7 protein-coding genes and 3 pseudogenes are annotated in these 15,742 nt (G+C 60.3%); 7 read left to right on the top strand and 3 right to left on the bottom strand.

Features of this window, described 5'->3' with window-relative positions; genetic code table 11:
* Window positions 1-910, bottom strand: a 910-nt coding sequence (locus tag AC066Y_RS39125; RefSeq protein WP_478278520.1) for an IS110 family RNA-guided transposase, incomplete at its 3' end; no start/stop codon positions are given.
* 67 nt (window positions 911-977) lie between these two features.
* Here AC066Y_RS39125 and AC066Y_RS39130 point away from each other — a divergent pair.
* A pseudogene (locus tag AC066Y_RS39130) lies at window positions 978-1,637 on the top strand (IS3 family transposase); the annotation flags it as partial.
* 192 nt (window positions 1,638-1,829) lie between these two features.
* Here the strand turns inward: AC066Y_RS39130 and ftsZ are convergent.
* Window positions 1,830-2,728: pseudogene (gene ftsZ / locus AC066Y_RS39135) on the bottom strand (cell division protein FtsZ); the annotation flags it as partial.
* A 714-nt stretch (window positions 2,729-3,442) separates the two neighbouring features.
* Window positions 3,443-4,730: pseudogene (locus AC066Y_RS39140) on the bottom strand (IS256 family transposase).
* 1,682 nt (window positions 4,731-6,412) lie between these two features.
* Between AC066Y_RS39140 and AC066Y_RS39145 the strand changes: the two are divergent.
* The 6 genes from AC066Y_RS39145 (at window position 6,413) to tssE (ending at window position 15,724) form a co-directional block, all read left to right on the top strand.
* Entirely contained in the window at window positions 6,413-6,844 is a 432-nt protein-coding gene (locus tag AC066Y_RS39145) for a hypothetical protein (protein WP_478278521.1), read from the top strand.
* 1,880 nt (window positions 6,845-8,724) lie between these two features.
* Entirely contained in the window at window positions 8,725-10,263 is a 1,539-nt protein-coding gene (locus tag AC066Y_RS39150; RefSeq protein WP_478278522.1) for an NEL-type E3 ubiquitin ligase domain-containing protein, read from the top strand.
* A 1,401-nt stretch (window positions 10,264-11,664) separates the two neighbouring features.
* Complete coding sequence (gene tssA / locus AC066Y_RS39155; protein ID WP_478278523.1) at window positions 11,665-13,248, top strand: type VI secretion system protein TssA; 1,584 nt, start codon at window positions 11,665-11,667, stop codon at window positions 13,246-13,248.
* 35 nt (window positions 13,249-13,283) lie between these two features.
* Window positions 13,284-13,775: a type VI secretion system contractile sheath small subunit gene (tssB, locus tag AC066Y_RS39160; protein WP_478278524.1), complete on the top strand. Its 492-nt coding sequence runs from the start codon at window positions 13,284-13,286 to the stop codon at window positions 13,773-13,775.
* Window positions 13,776-13,810: 35 nt separating this feature from the next.
* Window positions 13,811-15,292 (top strand): type VI secretion system contractile sheath large subunit, encoded by a 1,482-nt coding sequence (gene tssC / locus AC066Y_RS39165; RefSeq protein ID WP_478278525.1) that lies wholly within the window; start codon window positions 13,811-13,813, stop codon window positions 15,290-15,292.
* Between the two features lie 15 nt (window positions 15,293-15,307).
* A complete protein-coding gene (gene tssE, locus AC066Y_RS39170) occupies window positions 15,308-15,724 on the top strand; it encodes a type VI secretion system baseplate subunit TssE (protein WP_478278526.1) in 417 nt (138 codons plus the stop codon).
* Window positions 15,725-15,742 lie beyond the last annotated feature (18 nt).

A 15,742-nucleotide genomic window follows, 5' to 3' on the forward strand; every position in this document is an offset into this window, starting at 1 on the left:
CTAGGCGATCGCGCGTCCGGTCCAAATGCCGGAGGCAGGATCGCGCGCCATGCACTAGAAGCTTTCTCACATAACGGTTGCCGCGTTTGCTGACGCCAAGCAACGTCTGTTTTCCGCCGGTCGAGTATTGCCTGGGCACTAACCTCAGCCAGGCAGCAAGGTCGCGGGCTTTGCGAAACTGCAGCCCATCACCGATCGCGGCAAGTATGGCGGTCGCACCCAATGCGCCGATACCAGGAATTGTCATCAGCCGGCGGGTGACGTCCTCTCGATCGGCGACCGCTTCGATCTCCTGCGTCACTTCGCGGATCCGTTCTTCGAGGCGGCGGAGATCGGCGAAGAGATCGCCCACCAGGCGACGCATCACTGGCGACAAATCGTTTCCTTCGTCATTCAAAGCGCGCGGCAACTCGAGTTTGAATATTCCGGCACCCTGACGCAAAGGTACACCGTACTCTAGGCAGAAAGCCCGCATCTGATTGATAAGGCGTGTCCTCGAGCCGACCATCTGGTCACGGATTCGATGCAACGCTTGAAGATCCACCTGGTCCTCCTCCTTCACGGCGACGAAGCGCATTGTCGGTCGCGTCGCGGCCTCAGCGATCGCTTCGGCGTCGATGATATCGTTCTTGTTTGACTTCACGTAGGGCTTCACGAATTGCGCAGGGATCAGGCGCACCTTGTGACCAAGTGCCTGTATCTTCCGTGCGAGCCACTGTGAACCGGCGCAGGATTCCATGCCAACTATGCTTGGTTGTGCGCGAGCAAAGAGCTGAAGAAGGGTGTCCCGTCGAAAGCGAACTTTCTGAACAGGTGTGCCGTCGCAGCTCAGGCCAACGACGTGGAACAGGTTCTTGCCAATGTCGATTTCATAGACAGCCGCGGGTCGCGGCAAATTGCGATCGGCCATGATTACTCTCCTCTTTTGTCTGCCCTTCCTATGATGAGGGAGGAGGACGGGGCGGACCATCCCATTAATGGTAGGGCCCGCCGCCAAGCGCGCTGCGATCGCGCATCTGCAGGCCGTCATGAGCCTGTCGGAACGGCGGGCCTGCTCGATTGTGGGGGCGGATCGGAAGATGATCCGCTATCGCTCCAGCCGCCCGCCGGACGCAGTTCGGCGTGGCCGATTGCGCGATCTCGCCAACGAGCGGCGGCGTTTCGGCTATCGCCGGTTGTTCGTCTTGCTGCGGCGGGAGGGCGAGCCATCGGGGATCAACCGGATCTACCGGCTTTACCGCGAGGAAGGGCTCACCGTCCGCAAACGGCGGGCTCGCCGCAAGGCCGTGGGGACCCGTGCCCCGATCCTGGTCGAGGCGAGGCCGAACGCGCGCTGGTCGCTGGACTTCGTCCACGACCAGTTCGCCAATGGCCGACGCTTCCGCATCCTCAACATCGTCGACGACGTCACCAAGGAATGCCTGGGCGCCATTCCGGAGACGTCGATCTCGGGGCGGCGCGTGGCCCGCGAACTGACGGCAATCGTCCAGCGACGCGGCAAGCCAGGAATGATCGTGTCCGACCATGGCACCGAATTCACCTGCAACGCCATGCTCGCTTGGTGCAAGGACGCAGCCATCGATTGGCACTTCATTGCGCCGGGAAAGCCGATGCAGAACGGCTTCGTCGAGAGTTTCATGTATTGACGGCCCCGCGGATGCAAGGGATTTCAGCAGCACTTTGGATACCGGTCGGGAGCGTTCAAGTATACGGCCTGTTAGTGCGACCGATGCCATGGCCATGGAAACCGCGGCGACGCGCGACGCGAACAAAATAGGCGTCTAGGGCCAGTCCAAAGGGCCGCAGAACTGCGCTTACGCGCACCGTACCTCCAACTGCTCATCAAAAGTGGCGCCAATGATAATATTGGCATCCTGGTCGGCCTCTTCGCGAATGCGGCTAGCGGCCTGGCCGATTTCGAACAGCGTCAGGTCCTTGCCGCCAGTAATAGAAATGATGAGGCCACTGGCTCGCTTGATCGAGGGGGCTTCGATCAGTGGATTGGAAATCGCGGCTACGGCGGCTTTGAGCACACGCGATGGGCCAGAAGCCTCGCCCCTGCCCAACATCGCCTTGCCCTTTTAGCGCATGATCGAGAGAACGTCGGCAAAAATGGAGATTGATCAAGCCCTCCTTGAAAGGTCGCTGATGCAGGCCACACCCGAATGGAGCACTTGGTCAGCCAGGGCGAATGCTTCGGCGAAAGTGGTCTTCTCGTTGGTCACCCGAAACAAGTTTTGGTTTGGAATGATCAGCAGAGTGTCCACCGTCTTCAGCAGATCCCCGATGCCGGCTTCGGCAAGGCGCATTCGGCGTTGGCCCTCGAATTGGAATGGCTTTGTGACAACACCAATGGTTCGAATGCCAAGCTCACGCGCGGTCTTGGCAATAACAGGCGCTGCCCCGGTGCCGGTGCCGCCGCCCATGCCGGCGGCAACGAACACCATGTGTGCGCTGGTCAAATGATCACGGATGGGATCGATTGCCTCTTCGGCCGCGGCGCGCCCGACGTCAGGCTGCGAGCCGGCCCCGAGTCCTTTAGTCATCTGGGTGCCCATCTGGATGAGGCTCTTGGCCTTCGGCCTCGAGAGCGCCTGTGCGTCTGTATTGGCGACGACGAAATCGACACCCTGCAAGCCGGCCGCGATCATGTTGAGCCCCCGGCGCCGCCGACCCCGAACACTATAATGTGCGTTTTTAGCCCGCGAACATCGGTGATGTTGGTCATTTCGGCCTCACGATTGCGTCGGTAAGCTGGGAAGTGAGATGACTCGAAATGCTACCTCGAAGCGATATGCTTTGACCAAGTCGTAGATGGCCCAGTCTGGAGCCGGCTCCTCCGTGGCCGTCGATCGAGCCACCAGCATAGGCGCTCGCGCTCGAGATCTGCCCGATGACCAACTGCCGTCGCCTCAAGCCGCGCGATCGCTGCCTGCAACGCCAGGATATTTTCCGCTGGTAGGGCGTTGTTTGCTGTCGACCACCGGTTCGCCGTGGCTTAGCCGCATTTCGGCGAGATCAACGCACACGAACGCGTTGCCATCGTCGGAAAGTGAGCGCGGCAACTGACGCCGGCTGACAAGCGAACGAGCGGCCCCTGGCCAGATTTTCAGGCGGTCAGCAAGTGCGACATAGGTCAGCCTCTCAATTGCATAGGCTGTCCTCCTGGGAGCGTACCGGGCAGTGTGCGCAGATGCGAAAAGCTAGGCCGTCATGGTTAAAAGATTCTTAACGCGCAAGCAGACCGATCTTCGGTCGGTGCGCGGGTGGGAGCTGTCTTCATTCCCCCGTACGCCTCTCCTTTAGCTGACGCGGGATGGGCGTGTATCATGTGGAACCAATATGGGTTCTGAGCACCCACGTTCGCTCAAGAAGTTACGTCAAAGACGAGCTAACCAAATGGTCACGGACCTGCTTAGGTCCGCCCGCAGAAATGTCGGAGCTATGGCTGATTCTGGGTGACGCGGCCTGATCGGGCGGCGTGGCTTTCAGCGGTCGGAATGACCTCGATGCCGTCAGTAAACTTTACACCGGCGATGACCTTCGGCAACTGATTTGTTCCTTTCAGTCGGCGCCAGGTCTTCGATGCGGCGTCCTCAACTTGAACACCATCAGCTTTGCGGTTTTCTGCGAGAGCGATCCTTTCGTTCGCACCGTCCGGTGCCGCACCGTGGCGAACACGCTCTCGATCGGATTCGAGGTGCGCAGATGAACCCAATGCTCAGCAGGGAAGTCGAAGAACGCGAGCAGCGCCTCACGATCCTTGATCAAGCACTCGACCGCAGGCCCGTATTTGGCACGGTATTTCTCGACGAAGGTGTCGATCGCGGTTTCAGCTTTCGCCCGGCTCGGTGCCAGATAGACGTTCCGCAGATCGTTCTTCATCACGCCCTGGACGCGACCTGGTCGAGCACGTTGCTGACTTTGTGGCACCAGCACCGCTGGTGTCGCGTGCCGGGGAAGACCTCGTCGAGGGCCTTCCAGAACCCCAGCGCGCCGTCACCAACCGCCACTTCAGGAGCGATCCGCAGGCCGCGCTGCTTCACATCGATCAAGAGCTCACGCCAACTCTGGGCGCTCTCGCGGGCGCCCACCTGGAAGCCGACCAATTCCTTGCGGCCCTCCGGCGTCGCGCCGACCAGCACCAGGATACATTCGCTGTGATCCTCCATCCGGGCCCGCAAATAAACGCCATCGGCCCAGAGATAGACGTAGCGCCGCGCCGACAGGTCACGTCGCTGCCAACGCTCGTACTCGGCCTGCCAGTCGGCCGTCAGGCGTGCAATCACCGACGGCGACAGGTTCGGCGCATCCTTGCCGAGCAGCGCCGACAGCGCGTCCTGGAAGTCTCCAGTCGAGATGCCGCGCAGGTAGAGCACTGGCAGCAGGGCATCCAGGCTCTTGGTGCGCCGCGCCCACAGCGGCAGGATCGCCGAGCTAAAGCGGATCCGATTGGTCCCGCAGGCGCCGCGGTCCCGAACCTTCGGCCGGGCGACCTCCACCGGGCCGATGCCGGTCTGAATTTGCCGCGCCGGTCCATAGCCGTGCCGCACCAGCCGGGCCCGGCCGTCGGGCAGTGTCAGCTCGGACGTGCTCGCCAGAAACGTATCGACCTCGATCTCGACCGCCCTGGCAAGCAGCTCCCGCGCCCCAGCGCGCAGGATATCGGTCAGTGGATCGTCAACCGTGGAGGGCTGACGAAAAGCAAGAACGTTGGTAGTCTCGGTCATGGCGTATCGCTCTCCTTGAGAGGTTCTGGCAGGCTGGACACCCGCCTCGATACGCCGCCTCTCTACCCGTCATCACCCAGTTTCCGCCATAGCTCTCGAGCGCACGAAAGCGAACTGATCTTGTGGGTCAGGGATACGGCCTCGGCGAGTACAGATTGCGATTGATATTCCATGCCAACGTTTTGCAGGTGACCATGAGGCCAGACGCCCATTAACTGATACGTTGCATACTTCTGTCGTCGAGACCAATTGATAGCGTTGGTAGTTGACTTGGCCGCAAGTATTCGCACGCCGATATTAGCGTAATTGTCGCAGCTGGGACCTAACTAACCGTTACAACATGTTCGCTCGTTGCCGACGGAAATTCAAAGGACGTATGCATTCGCGGTAGTCGATGCTCCAATCGAGCTCGTCGTTGGCCTGGCAAACCGGGTTGAGAGCGCGCGGCGCGGGTAAAGGCGTTGTGGGTCCGCCTGGATGGTGGCGCTACGCGCTTTTACTCCAATTTGGACGACTTCCGCTTCCAACAGCTTGGATCTTAATCGTACAAGCTTCGTTTTCTGAATTTGCGCCTTGCCCGTGATTTGCTTGGCGCAAATGAGCAGGCCCTTTTGGCGCTTAGAAACCCGTTCTTCGGCGGCCGTTTAAGTCCGGGGAATGAGAACAATGTTCTCGCCTCGCGGATTGTTGGGGGTCGGGTGCCTTCCTCCTGACTCCACCTGCACCGTGTACGGCCGATCATAGATGCGAATATCTGTCGATTGGAACGGCCTCGGGTGGAGGCCGCGTCTGTTCAGCTCGCCTAAAAGCCTTTCCGGGGCAGGCTGGCGGCCAGGGTGCCAGTTAGGGCCAACGTAATCTCCGAGCTCAGCGGTAGGTCGCCAAACGCCGAAACTCGATGACTCTGCAGGCGCGGCTGCCGGCGATTGCGGGATGACGCTCGAGGGCGGCCAAGATGGCACTTGCCAACCAAAAAGGATGGGGTAGAGCGGAGAATCTGGAGGTGGCGGCGAGTTCCGCTGCGGGGCGCCTTGTTCGACACGCGATGGCCCTGGGCCGCGCGGCGAAGTCGAAACTGGTGATTCGCAATCCCACCAAGGAATTTGGAAAAGTGGCGTCTGTGGCGCCTCTGGCGGCGGCAGTGAGTTAGGCTGCGCAGCTCCTGGTGCGGCGCTCGATGGCTCCGGGCCGTCCGGCAAGGTCGAAGATGGTAATTCCGAAGATGGTAATTCCCACGGTATGTAGTAGAGGGGTGTCTGTGATCGTGGCGGCGAGCTCTGCTGCGGAGTGCCTTGCCCGACCGCCGGCTGCGCCCCGTCTCTTTCGATATCACGTTCCGGCAGCTCCAAATCTTCCGCGACCAGGACTGCCGCCGCAGAAGATGCCTGCAGCTTCTGGTACGTCCAAAGCATGTCCAACCCGACGGGGGAGTAGGAGGGGTTCTGACGTCTGAACTCGTTGGCGTCTTCCTTCAGCGACTCCTCGCTGAGGCGGCCGGCTATGGCGCTCTTGTGCCGTCTTTCAAGCCATTCACTGAATTTGCGAAGGGTGGTAGTGGCCCTATAGACATTCTTCGGCGTGTAGAAGTTCTTCCAGGGAGTCCCGCTTGCAATGGCCGCCAGAGCCGCCTGGGCTGCTCCATTGATCAGGGCCCCGTCCTCTGGATAAGGGGCTAGGTAGTAATGGCGTGTTCTCTGCAGCACGCTGCCCCCGGCCTTGAACTTCCGGATATACTCAAGCGCATTACTGACGCTGCGGTTCTTGATGCGTTTGCCTGGACCTTCTGTGATGTAAAGCTCGGCATCGCCGTCCAGCGATCGATCGTTAAGGCGAGCAGCAATTCCCTCCTTGTTTTTCTCAGAGAGCCAGCGAGAGAAGCCGCGAACATCGCCCGCAATAGAAACGGCGGTTCGCCACGTGATCTGACCCGGGGCGGGGGTCTTGGCTTTATTCGTAAACGCACGGAGGATCTCATTGAGGGGTTGCTTATCGTCGGGATGGACACCGATCCCGGGGCTGCGGCGAGTCGCAGCGCTTCTCACGACTGGAGCTGGTGGATCGGGAACGTCGTGAGCGCGATCAGCCGCAGGTTTGCCGCCCGCGCCGGACACTGATTGGTTGGGCTGTACGGCGAACTCGTCGCCAGAACGAGATGCAGTTCCTCCCCGACTTGATCCGACGCTCACGATCCGCGATGAGGAAGCCCCCAAGTCTTGCCACTCAGCGCGCTTCCGCTTCGCGGTAGAACCGAGCCGTTGGCTGCTTTCTCCAGGAGCAGGGGCCAAGTCAGGGCTAACCTGTTCTGTGCGTTCAGTATGGTCGGCTCTAGCTTCCGAAATCTGCGACTTGCCGCGTCCGTCGGTGCCTCTCATGTACATCTCCGAGTGGGCGAAAATGCACTCACCCATCACTCTGGCGAGCTGAATTTCACTAGCAACAGCCGTGCCGGCAGCAGCTCCAATCTGAGTTCTTGTCTGCGCTTGAGAGTATTCGAAAGTGGTCAGACCCCGGCACGTGCCTTCAACCCGAGAGTTTTGTACCGATCTAGGAGCGGGGCCTCCTTGCCCGCAAAAAGCCCTTTGGTTCAGGATTAGCCCGTCCTCTGGGCCATCACCTCACTCAGCGGGAGGGTACAGCAGGCCCGCCGGCCGGATCCCGGGCAGGAGCTGCGGGAGCTCGGACCGGCGGTCGTATCTGATCGACGCCCGACTTGGACGGCGCCAGCTAGAGGCTCCGCCGCATGTAAATGAAAAACCAACTCGACGAAACCGCCTGCCGAGTGAAATCCAACCCTGCTACCGTGCTCCTAATCCACGGCCACCTCTACGCGGCGGTGAATGGCCTCGCATTCGTCAGCCTCCCTATGTCACATATTTCACACTTATGACATGGCGCAACAGCGCGCTGGCTGAGCCGGAGCGGAGCACGTAAGAGATATCGTGCCGAGCAATGAAACTGCGAACCTTAGGTGTTTCGAATTTCTCTGAGACTCACATCGCGCCGTTCAGGTTTTCGGCAGGGTATGAGGCGCGCAATGCGGCTGGGCCAACCTTCAAATTCATCGGCCGCGATGATTCTGCGGGTCAAAAAATGCTGGCCATCCGTCACTATTGCCGATTGTCCGATTTGCGACATGTTGCCGGAACGGCGACACGTCGGCTGGTAGATGGCCACTCACAACTCAACATCTCGCAGTTGGCACGTGACTTGAAGGGAGATGTCACCCAGCATCGGTTCGTTGAGGAGGCGCACAGATGGTTCACCAGATTGCTGCTTCTCAGGTCACCGCCTGCGGGTTAGTGCGTATTCCATTACTCCAACGCCTCTGGCACATTTCAATGCGTGTCCATGCACGATTTTGGTCACTGTGATCGACGACGCCGGCGGGTTTTGGTGAGACCGATCCGCGCTTTGAAGGGACCCGGATTTCGTGCGGGCGTACCGCATCAGGCCACGACTGCAAATGAGGAGGCGTGTTCGGCGGCCCAATTCTAGCAATCGCGGTCGTTGATCTCAAACCTTCATCATTTGCCGGTGATCACCATCCGCGGTGATAAGTACGGCTCCGAGATGCGCCCTCGCGGCGCACTCCCCTTAGACTGCCGGAGAGTTGGCGTTGAGGAACACAGGAGAAAGCCAGCGCGGCACCGGCCGTTCCTCCGAACGGGGCCGCCGGCAAGGTTGCCTATGCGGTCTCATGGGGGCCGTGGGGCAGTGTGTGCAATGCTTAACGGGGGCGCAGCCGTCTGCTGGTGGCAATCCAACCGATCTCGAGGCGCCGGCCCCCAGAGAGCCGTCGCGAGACCAGATACTGAACGCGTGGGTTCGCGAGGAGGGGCGGGGCGAAGACCGGGTAGAGGCCGTAAGACGAACCAGGGCTTGGCAAGCGAACGGCGACGTCGATTTACCGCTGAATCTGCGAAACCTATCCCTTACAGCCTTGCCCCCCGTCCTTCCACCGGAGCTGCGTGAGCTCAGGTGTCAGGTCAATTGGATGACAGGCCTTCCCGCCATCCTTCCGGACGCGCTCCGGATCCTCGATGCGCATCGGAACCAGCTAACCAGCCTGCCCGAAGCCCTTCCGGCGGGGCTTAGGGACCTCAATGTCCAGTCCAACGAGCTGACCAGCCTGCCCGAGCGCCTCCCGGCCGGGCTCCGGAGAATCATCGCAAGCCGCAACCGGCTGATCAGTGTGCCAGCGACTCTCCCGCTCCAACTCGACTGGCTCGACCTCAGCAATAATCAGCTGACCAGCCTGCCCGCCTTCCTTCCGGCCACGCTCCGCTTGCTCTTCGTCAGCCGCAACCGGCTGGCCAGTCTTCCAGAGATCCTGCCGCCACAGCTCCAGTGGCTTTACGCCACTGATAACGAGTTGACCAGACTGCCAGCGCCCCTGCCGGCACGGCTTGTTGGTATCAACGTCGCCGACAACCTGCTGACCAGCCTGCCTGAGACCCTCCCTGCAGGGCTTACCGAGCTCGAGGCTCGCCGCAACCAGCTGACCAGTGTGCCCGATCGCCTGCTAACGCTCATTGGCGCCGGGCACCGCTTTTATGTCGACGAACACCTGGTGCCTGAGGCGGTGCGAAGGAATCGGATGGCAGCTATGAATGCCCCACTACAGGTCCCCTTGCGAGCGGGGCCAAGTCAGTCGGCTCCATTGCACGCGGTGGTGGCGGATTGGGTCCTCGGCGAGCGGGAGATCGTGGACGCCTGGCAGAGGGTTGCCGAAGAGGCGGGTGCCCAGCAATTCGCAGGCTTCCTCGACAGACTGCGGCAGACGGTAAGCTTTCGTGGCAATGCAGCGTTGCGGGAGGAAGTGGCCGAGGATCTGCGTCAGGCAGCGACGAGGCCGCGCTTGCGCGAGCAGTACTTCCAACTTGCCCTCGACGCGAGTGCGACCTGCGAGGATCGCGTCATTTGGACCTGGAATCTCATGCGGACCGCACGCGTGAACACCGATGTGGAGGACGGGGTCTATGACCAGAGGCTAGACGAACTCCTAAAACACGCTCGCGCGCAGTTCCGATTGGCCGAACTCGACAAGATCGCCCGCGAGAAGGTCACCTCGCTCCGTTCCGCGTATGGCGAGGCCTTTGACGAAATCGAGGTCTATCTCGCCTATCAGGTTCAGCTGCGCGAGCAGCTCGGGCTGGAGGAGTACATCGCCCCGAAGATGAGGTTCTTGCACGTCTCGCGCGTCACCCCGAAGGACCTCGAACAGGCCGCGGCGTCGGTGCGGGCCAACGAGGAGCGGGAGTTCGAAAGCTATGTGGCCACCCAGTGGTCACCCTGGGAAACCGTGGTGAGGCGTATCGTTCCCGACGCTCATGCCGCCATGGAGGAACGGCTCCTCGAGGCGATGGGCGGGGAATTCGAGGGCCGGCTCCAGCGACGGCTCGCGGATGAGCATCTAACCGGCCACGAAGATGCGGCGGTACGGTTGGGAGCCCAGGTGAGCGAGGAGATCGCCCGCGAGATCAAAGGCGAGCTGATGCGCCAGGTGCTCAGGGATCGCGGTCTCGAGCTGTGACGCGGCCCTTCAATCGCGAGGGCGATCAATCCTGATTCCATTCGGTCGGCATCGGCGTCATGCATGGTCCTTTCGAAAGGCCGGCGCGGTGAACGGTCCATTCGAAGACAAAAACGCTTGTCCTCAGGGAGTTTAACGCTGGGCAGCTCGATCTCTTCCCGCCCCGCGAGCCCCGCACGGCCGTTGCAGGCAAAGCTCGTTGAAATCGGTCTACTTCGCGCGATTGCGTTCCCACAGCGCCTGCCCAAGCTGGTGTGGCGTCGATTGCCGCACATACGCCACCGCTCTTGTAAGGCTTGGCTGTCACGATTGCCTCGAGAGAGCGATCGTGGCAGGGCGGACCTTGGCGGCCTCTCGTTTGATACGCGCCAGCGTCCATTCATCGTGGATCCGAGCTCGCATCTGTTTGGGATCCTGGTGTGGCGATGGGGTACTTCAGAGCGGGCGGGGCTTGCGACCCGGCGCTCTTGTGCAGGATCTCGATCCTCATGTTGGCGTGAGGGCACAATTGATCGGGATGCGCGATCTCGAGGCTCACGCCGACTCCGATCTGAGAGTTGAACTCAGCGACGAACTCGCAGATCGCTGTTCAATGCGTCGGCTGAGACGCGCCCGTCCGAAGCCGCAGCCAGTGAAAGCAGAGCTTGTGCTCGCCTGAACCAAAAATTGGCTGCAAGTCGCGAAGAGTTTCTTAAGATGGAAACGACAGTGGCGGTTCGGTGGGCCGCGGCTCAAATTTGCATACCGGCTGTCGGATTTGCAACATGTTTCCGTTAGCCGCAGCACGTGGCCTGATAATAGCCGTTAGAACGCAAGACCTCGCAATTGGCACGCGCCTTGAAGGGGAGATGTCACCTAGCATCGGCTTGTTGAGGAGGCGCACGGATGGTTCACCAGATTGCCGCCTCTCAGGTCACCGCCTGCGGGGTAGTGCGTATTCGATTGCTTCAACGCCGCTGCACATTTCAATGCGTGTCGATGCACGATTTTGGTCACTGTGATCGACGACCCCGGCGGGTTTTTGGTGAGACCGATCCGCGCTTTGAAGAGACCCGGGCAGCGGCTCGAATTTGCATACGGGCTGTCGGATTTGCAACATTTTCCGTTAGCCGCAGTACGTGGCCTGATAAATAGCCGTTAGAACGCAAGATCTCGCAGTTGGCACGCGCCTTGAAAGGGAGATGTACGTGACCTCGAAACCCCGTGACTTGCACGCCGTCCAGGTGGTGCGGGCGGCGGCGAGCGACACTTTCCTTGAGGAGGCGCCAAGATGGCTCACCGGATTATGGCTTCTCAATTGACCGTCAGCGGCGGGCGCGTATTCGACTGGCTCGATGGTGCTTTCCGTCTCCAAGCGCATCCCTGCACGATCTTGTCACTGTGATTGACGCCGGGAAGCGGATGCATGCCGGCACCGATGCGCGCGCGCTTTGCGGTGCTGCGCCTGTGCCGGGCCCTGTGTCCGCCGGGACTGACATCCGTGATACGGCGGAATTCGAGCAGCTCGAATCCGAGGTCCGGCGTATGGACGCGAATGGACAAGCTGCGGTTGATTGGCGGAAAGTCACTGCGCTGTCGCTCGATATCCTGTCGAAGCGGTCAAAAGACATTCTGGTCGCCTGTTGGGCCTCTTATGGTCTGTTTCGCGCGGAGGGATATCACGGCCTTGCCGTCGGTCTAGGCATCCTCCGCGGCATGGTGGAATCGCATTGGGATGGCCTGTTTCCGCCGCCGAAGCGCCAACGTGCTCGGGTCGGAGCGCTCGATTGGCTCGTGGGTCGCGTTAACGCTTCCCTGGTCGAGAATGCTCCCACTGAAGGCGATCGTCAGGCGGTGCTCGCGGCCTGCGATGCGCTTGATGATATCGACCGCAGGTTGAGCGAGAAGCTGGTCGGCGAGCAGCTCGCTTTGCGTAATCTGTTCAGCGCGCTGCAATCGCATTACGAAGAAGCCAAGCCTGCGATCGGCGTCGCGGCCGAATGTGCGGTTGACTCGGTTGGTATCGAGCAAGCAATAGCGGCACCGGTGCAGTCTGCTCCGCCCGCTGAGGCTACTCGATCAGCCGGATCCGGGATAGCCGCACTGGTTGCTAGCAATGCCGATTGGACCGGCTTGGCGGAGCGATTGCCGGATATGCTGCGGCATGCCGCGGTCACCCTTCGCGCCAGCTCGCCGACGAATCCGGGGGCATATCTCCTTAATCGCGTTGGCTCGTGGATGCGCTTTGACGCGCTGCCGCCTGACATGGGTGGCCGTAGCAACGTATTTTCGCCGACCGACAATATTGTCGAGTTGGAGGCAAAGGTTGAGGCCGGGCAACACGCCGATGTTGTGGACTTGGTCGAAGACATCACCTGGACCGGACCCTTCTGGCTCGATGCTCACCGGCATGCCGCGAAGGCGCTCGAGCAAAAGGGACCGTCATTTGTTTCGGCGGCCGTGATGGTGCGAGCGTCTCTGGCCATGCTGGCCACACGGTTCCCAGGAATCTGGGATTGTCAATTCAACGATGGCAGGCCGTTCGCGGACGATGAAACGCGTGTTTGGGTCGCCGTCGGTGAGGCAAAGGCGTCGAACAGGCCTGATCCTGCCGACGAGGCTGTCGCGGAGGCAGATAGGCTGATCCGCAGCGGGCAGCCGCAAGCGGCGCTCCAGAAGCTGTCGCGCGCGCTAGATGGCCGCAGCAGCGAACGTGCCCGCTTCGTCGGCCAGCTTGCGCAAGCTCGTTTCTGTATCGAGAACGGCTTTCTCACAGCGGCCGTACCGCTGCTGGAGCACATGGAAGGCGTGGTCGCCGAACGCAAGCTGGAAAGCTGGGAGCCCGCGCTGGCGTTAGATGCCGCCGAACTGCGCTTCCGCGCCATGACCCATTCCGACTCGCAACAGATGATTGATGAGCCCCGCCGTCGGCTGGCGCTGGAACAGATCCGAACGCGCGTCGCTCGCATCGACATCGCGCGTGCGAGCCAGCTTGGCCGCAGCTGATTTCGTCAAACACAAAAAGCTTAACAGGAGCTTATATGGCACAGGAAAGCTCGGTTGCTCCGAAGGAGCGCATCAATATCCGCTTCAAGCCGGCAACTGGCAATCTCAAGGAGGAGATCGAGTTGCCGCTCAAGCTGATGGTCTTGGGCAACTTTACGGGACGCGCCGATGATAGGCCTGTTGAGAAGCGCCAGATTGTCAATATCAATAAGGACAATTTTGATGAGGTCGTCAAGAGCCAGGAACTGAGCCTCGACATCTCCGCCGAGAATAAGCTCAACGATCAGCCTGAGGCCGGCAATTTACCCGTATCGCTGAAGTTCGAGAGCTTGAAGGACTTCGAGCCCGAGCGTGTCGCTCGACAAATCTCGGAACTACGCGCGTTGACCGAATTGCGCGCAGCCCTGATCTCTCTGAAGAGCCCCCTCGGTAACGTGCCAAACTTCCGCAATGCCATCCAGAAGCTGCTCGAAGACCAAGGAGCGCGGCCGCGGCTATTGAGAGAGCTCACCAGCGAGTCCGAGTGAATGGGTCAACAGCTTTTTTAAGGAGCGAAGGGGATATGACTGACGTAATCGCGGAGCGACCGGCCGAAGTCATCACCTCGACTGAGTTTTCGCTACTGGATCAGGTTCTCGTCGAAACCAACATCACCCCGCGCGACGAAAGCTATGAGCTTGCCCGCCGAGGTGTCGCGGCTTTCATCACCGAGCTGATCAAACCGGGGCGTTCCGATGAGACGGTCAACAATGCAATCATCGACCAGATGATCGCGGAGATCGATCGCAAGATCTCGGCTCAGCTAGATGCAGTGCTGCACACCGATGAATTTCAAAAGCTCGAGTCGGCCTGGCGCGGGCTCAAGTTCATGGTCGACCGCACCGATTTTCGTCAGAACATCAAGCTGGAAATTCTCAGCGTCAGCAAGGATGAGCTGCTCACCGATTTCGAGGACAGTCCGGAAATCGTCAAGTCGGGTCTATATAAGCACGTTTACACCGCCGAGTTCGGGCAGTTCGGTGGCCAGCCGGTCGCGGCCTTAATCGCCGCCTACGAGTTTAGCAATTCAAGCCAAGACGTTAAGCTTATGCGGTACATGAGCGCGCTGAGCGCCATGGCGCATGCGCCAACAATCGGTGCGGCTGCGCCGGAAATATTCGGCGTCGAAAAGCATGAGGAAGTCGCTGCTCTCAAGGACCTGCAATCGATCTTCGAAGGGCCAAAATACGCCAAGTGGAACTCGTTCCGCGAAAGCGAGGACGCCCGCTATTTCGGCCTGACACTACCGCGTTTTCTGCTCCGTTTGCCCTACGGGCCGCAGACCCTTCCGGTGAAGACGTTCAATTATCAGGAAGCGTCTGACGGCGAGACCGAGAACTATCTGTGGGGCAACGCCGCGTTTGCCTTCGCAACGCGCCTGACGGAAAGCTTCGCCAAGTATAGGTGGTGTCCGAACATCATCGGCCCGCAGTCGGGCGGAGCGGTCGAGAACCTGAACCTGCACACCTACGAGTCCATGGGGCAGTTGCAGAGTAAGGTCCCGACGGAGGTTCTCATCTCGGACCGGCGCGAGTTCGAGCTCGCAGAACAAGGATTCATCGCGCTGACCATGCGCAAGGGCTCCGATAACGCGGCTTTCTTCTCCGCAAATTCTCTGCAGAAACCGAAGTATTTTGGCAACACCCAAGAAGGCAAGACCGCCGAGCTCAACTATAAGCTCGGGACGCAGTTGCCTTACATGTTCATGATCAACCGTTTCGCGCACTACATAAAGGTGCTGCAGCGCGAGAATATCGGCTCCTGGAAGAGCAGCGGAGAGCTACAAAGCGAACTCAACAACTGGATCCGCCAGTATGTCGCTGATCAGGAGAACCCGTCGGCAGACGTACGCTCGCGCAGGCCCCTGCGCAAGGCGCAGATCGATGTCGAGGACGTCGAAGGTGAACCGGGCTGGTATCGTGTCGGCATAGCCGTTGTCCCACACTTGAAGTACATGGGCGCGGAATTTGCTTTGACGCTGAAGGGTAAGCTCGACAAGCAATAGAGGCGCGGCGAGGTGATGTTCGATCGAAGCCTTATGGAGCGCTTGGAAGGAGCCAGGGCGACCGTGGTCTCGTTGCAGAAACAGCGTTCGTTCGACCTTTTCCAGGCGAGTGTTTTGGAAAACCTCCGCCGCATCTTCAACTCTCGCCAGGGCTGCTGTGAGACGCGGCCCGACTTCGGCATGCCCGACCTCAATGACGCAATCGTACAAGGCACTGAGGCGGTGCGTGCGGTCGCACATTCGCTCAAGCAGCAGATCGAGATGTTTGAGCCGCGGCTCACGAATGTTTCGATCCGCTTCCATAGCGATCCGGACAACCCACTGCAGCTGACGTTCCACATAAACGCAATACTGAACTGCAGCGACGAACTTGAGCGTGTCTCGTTCGATACGATCTTGGGCGACGACAAGCGCGTCCGGGTGCGGGGCTGAAGCGGTGGCCCTTAACCC

It is taken from the genome of Bradyrhizobium sp. USDA3010, assembly GCF_056429065.1.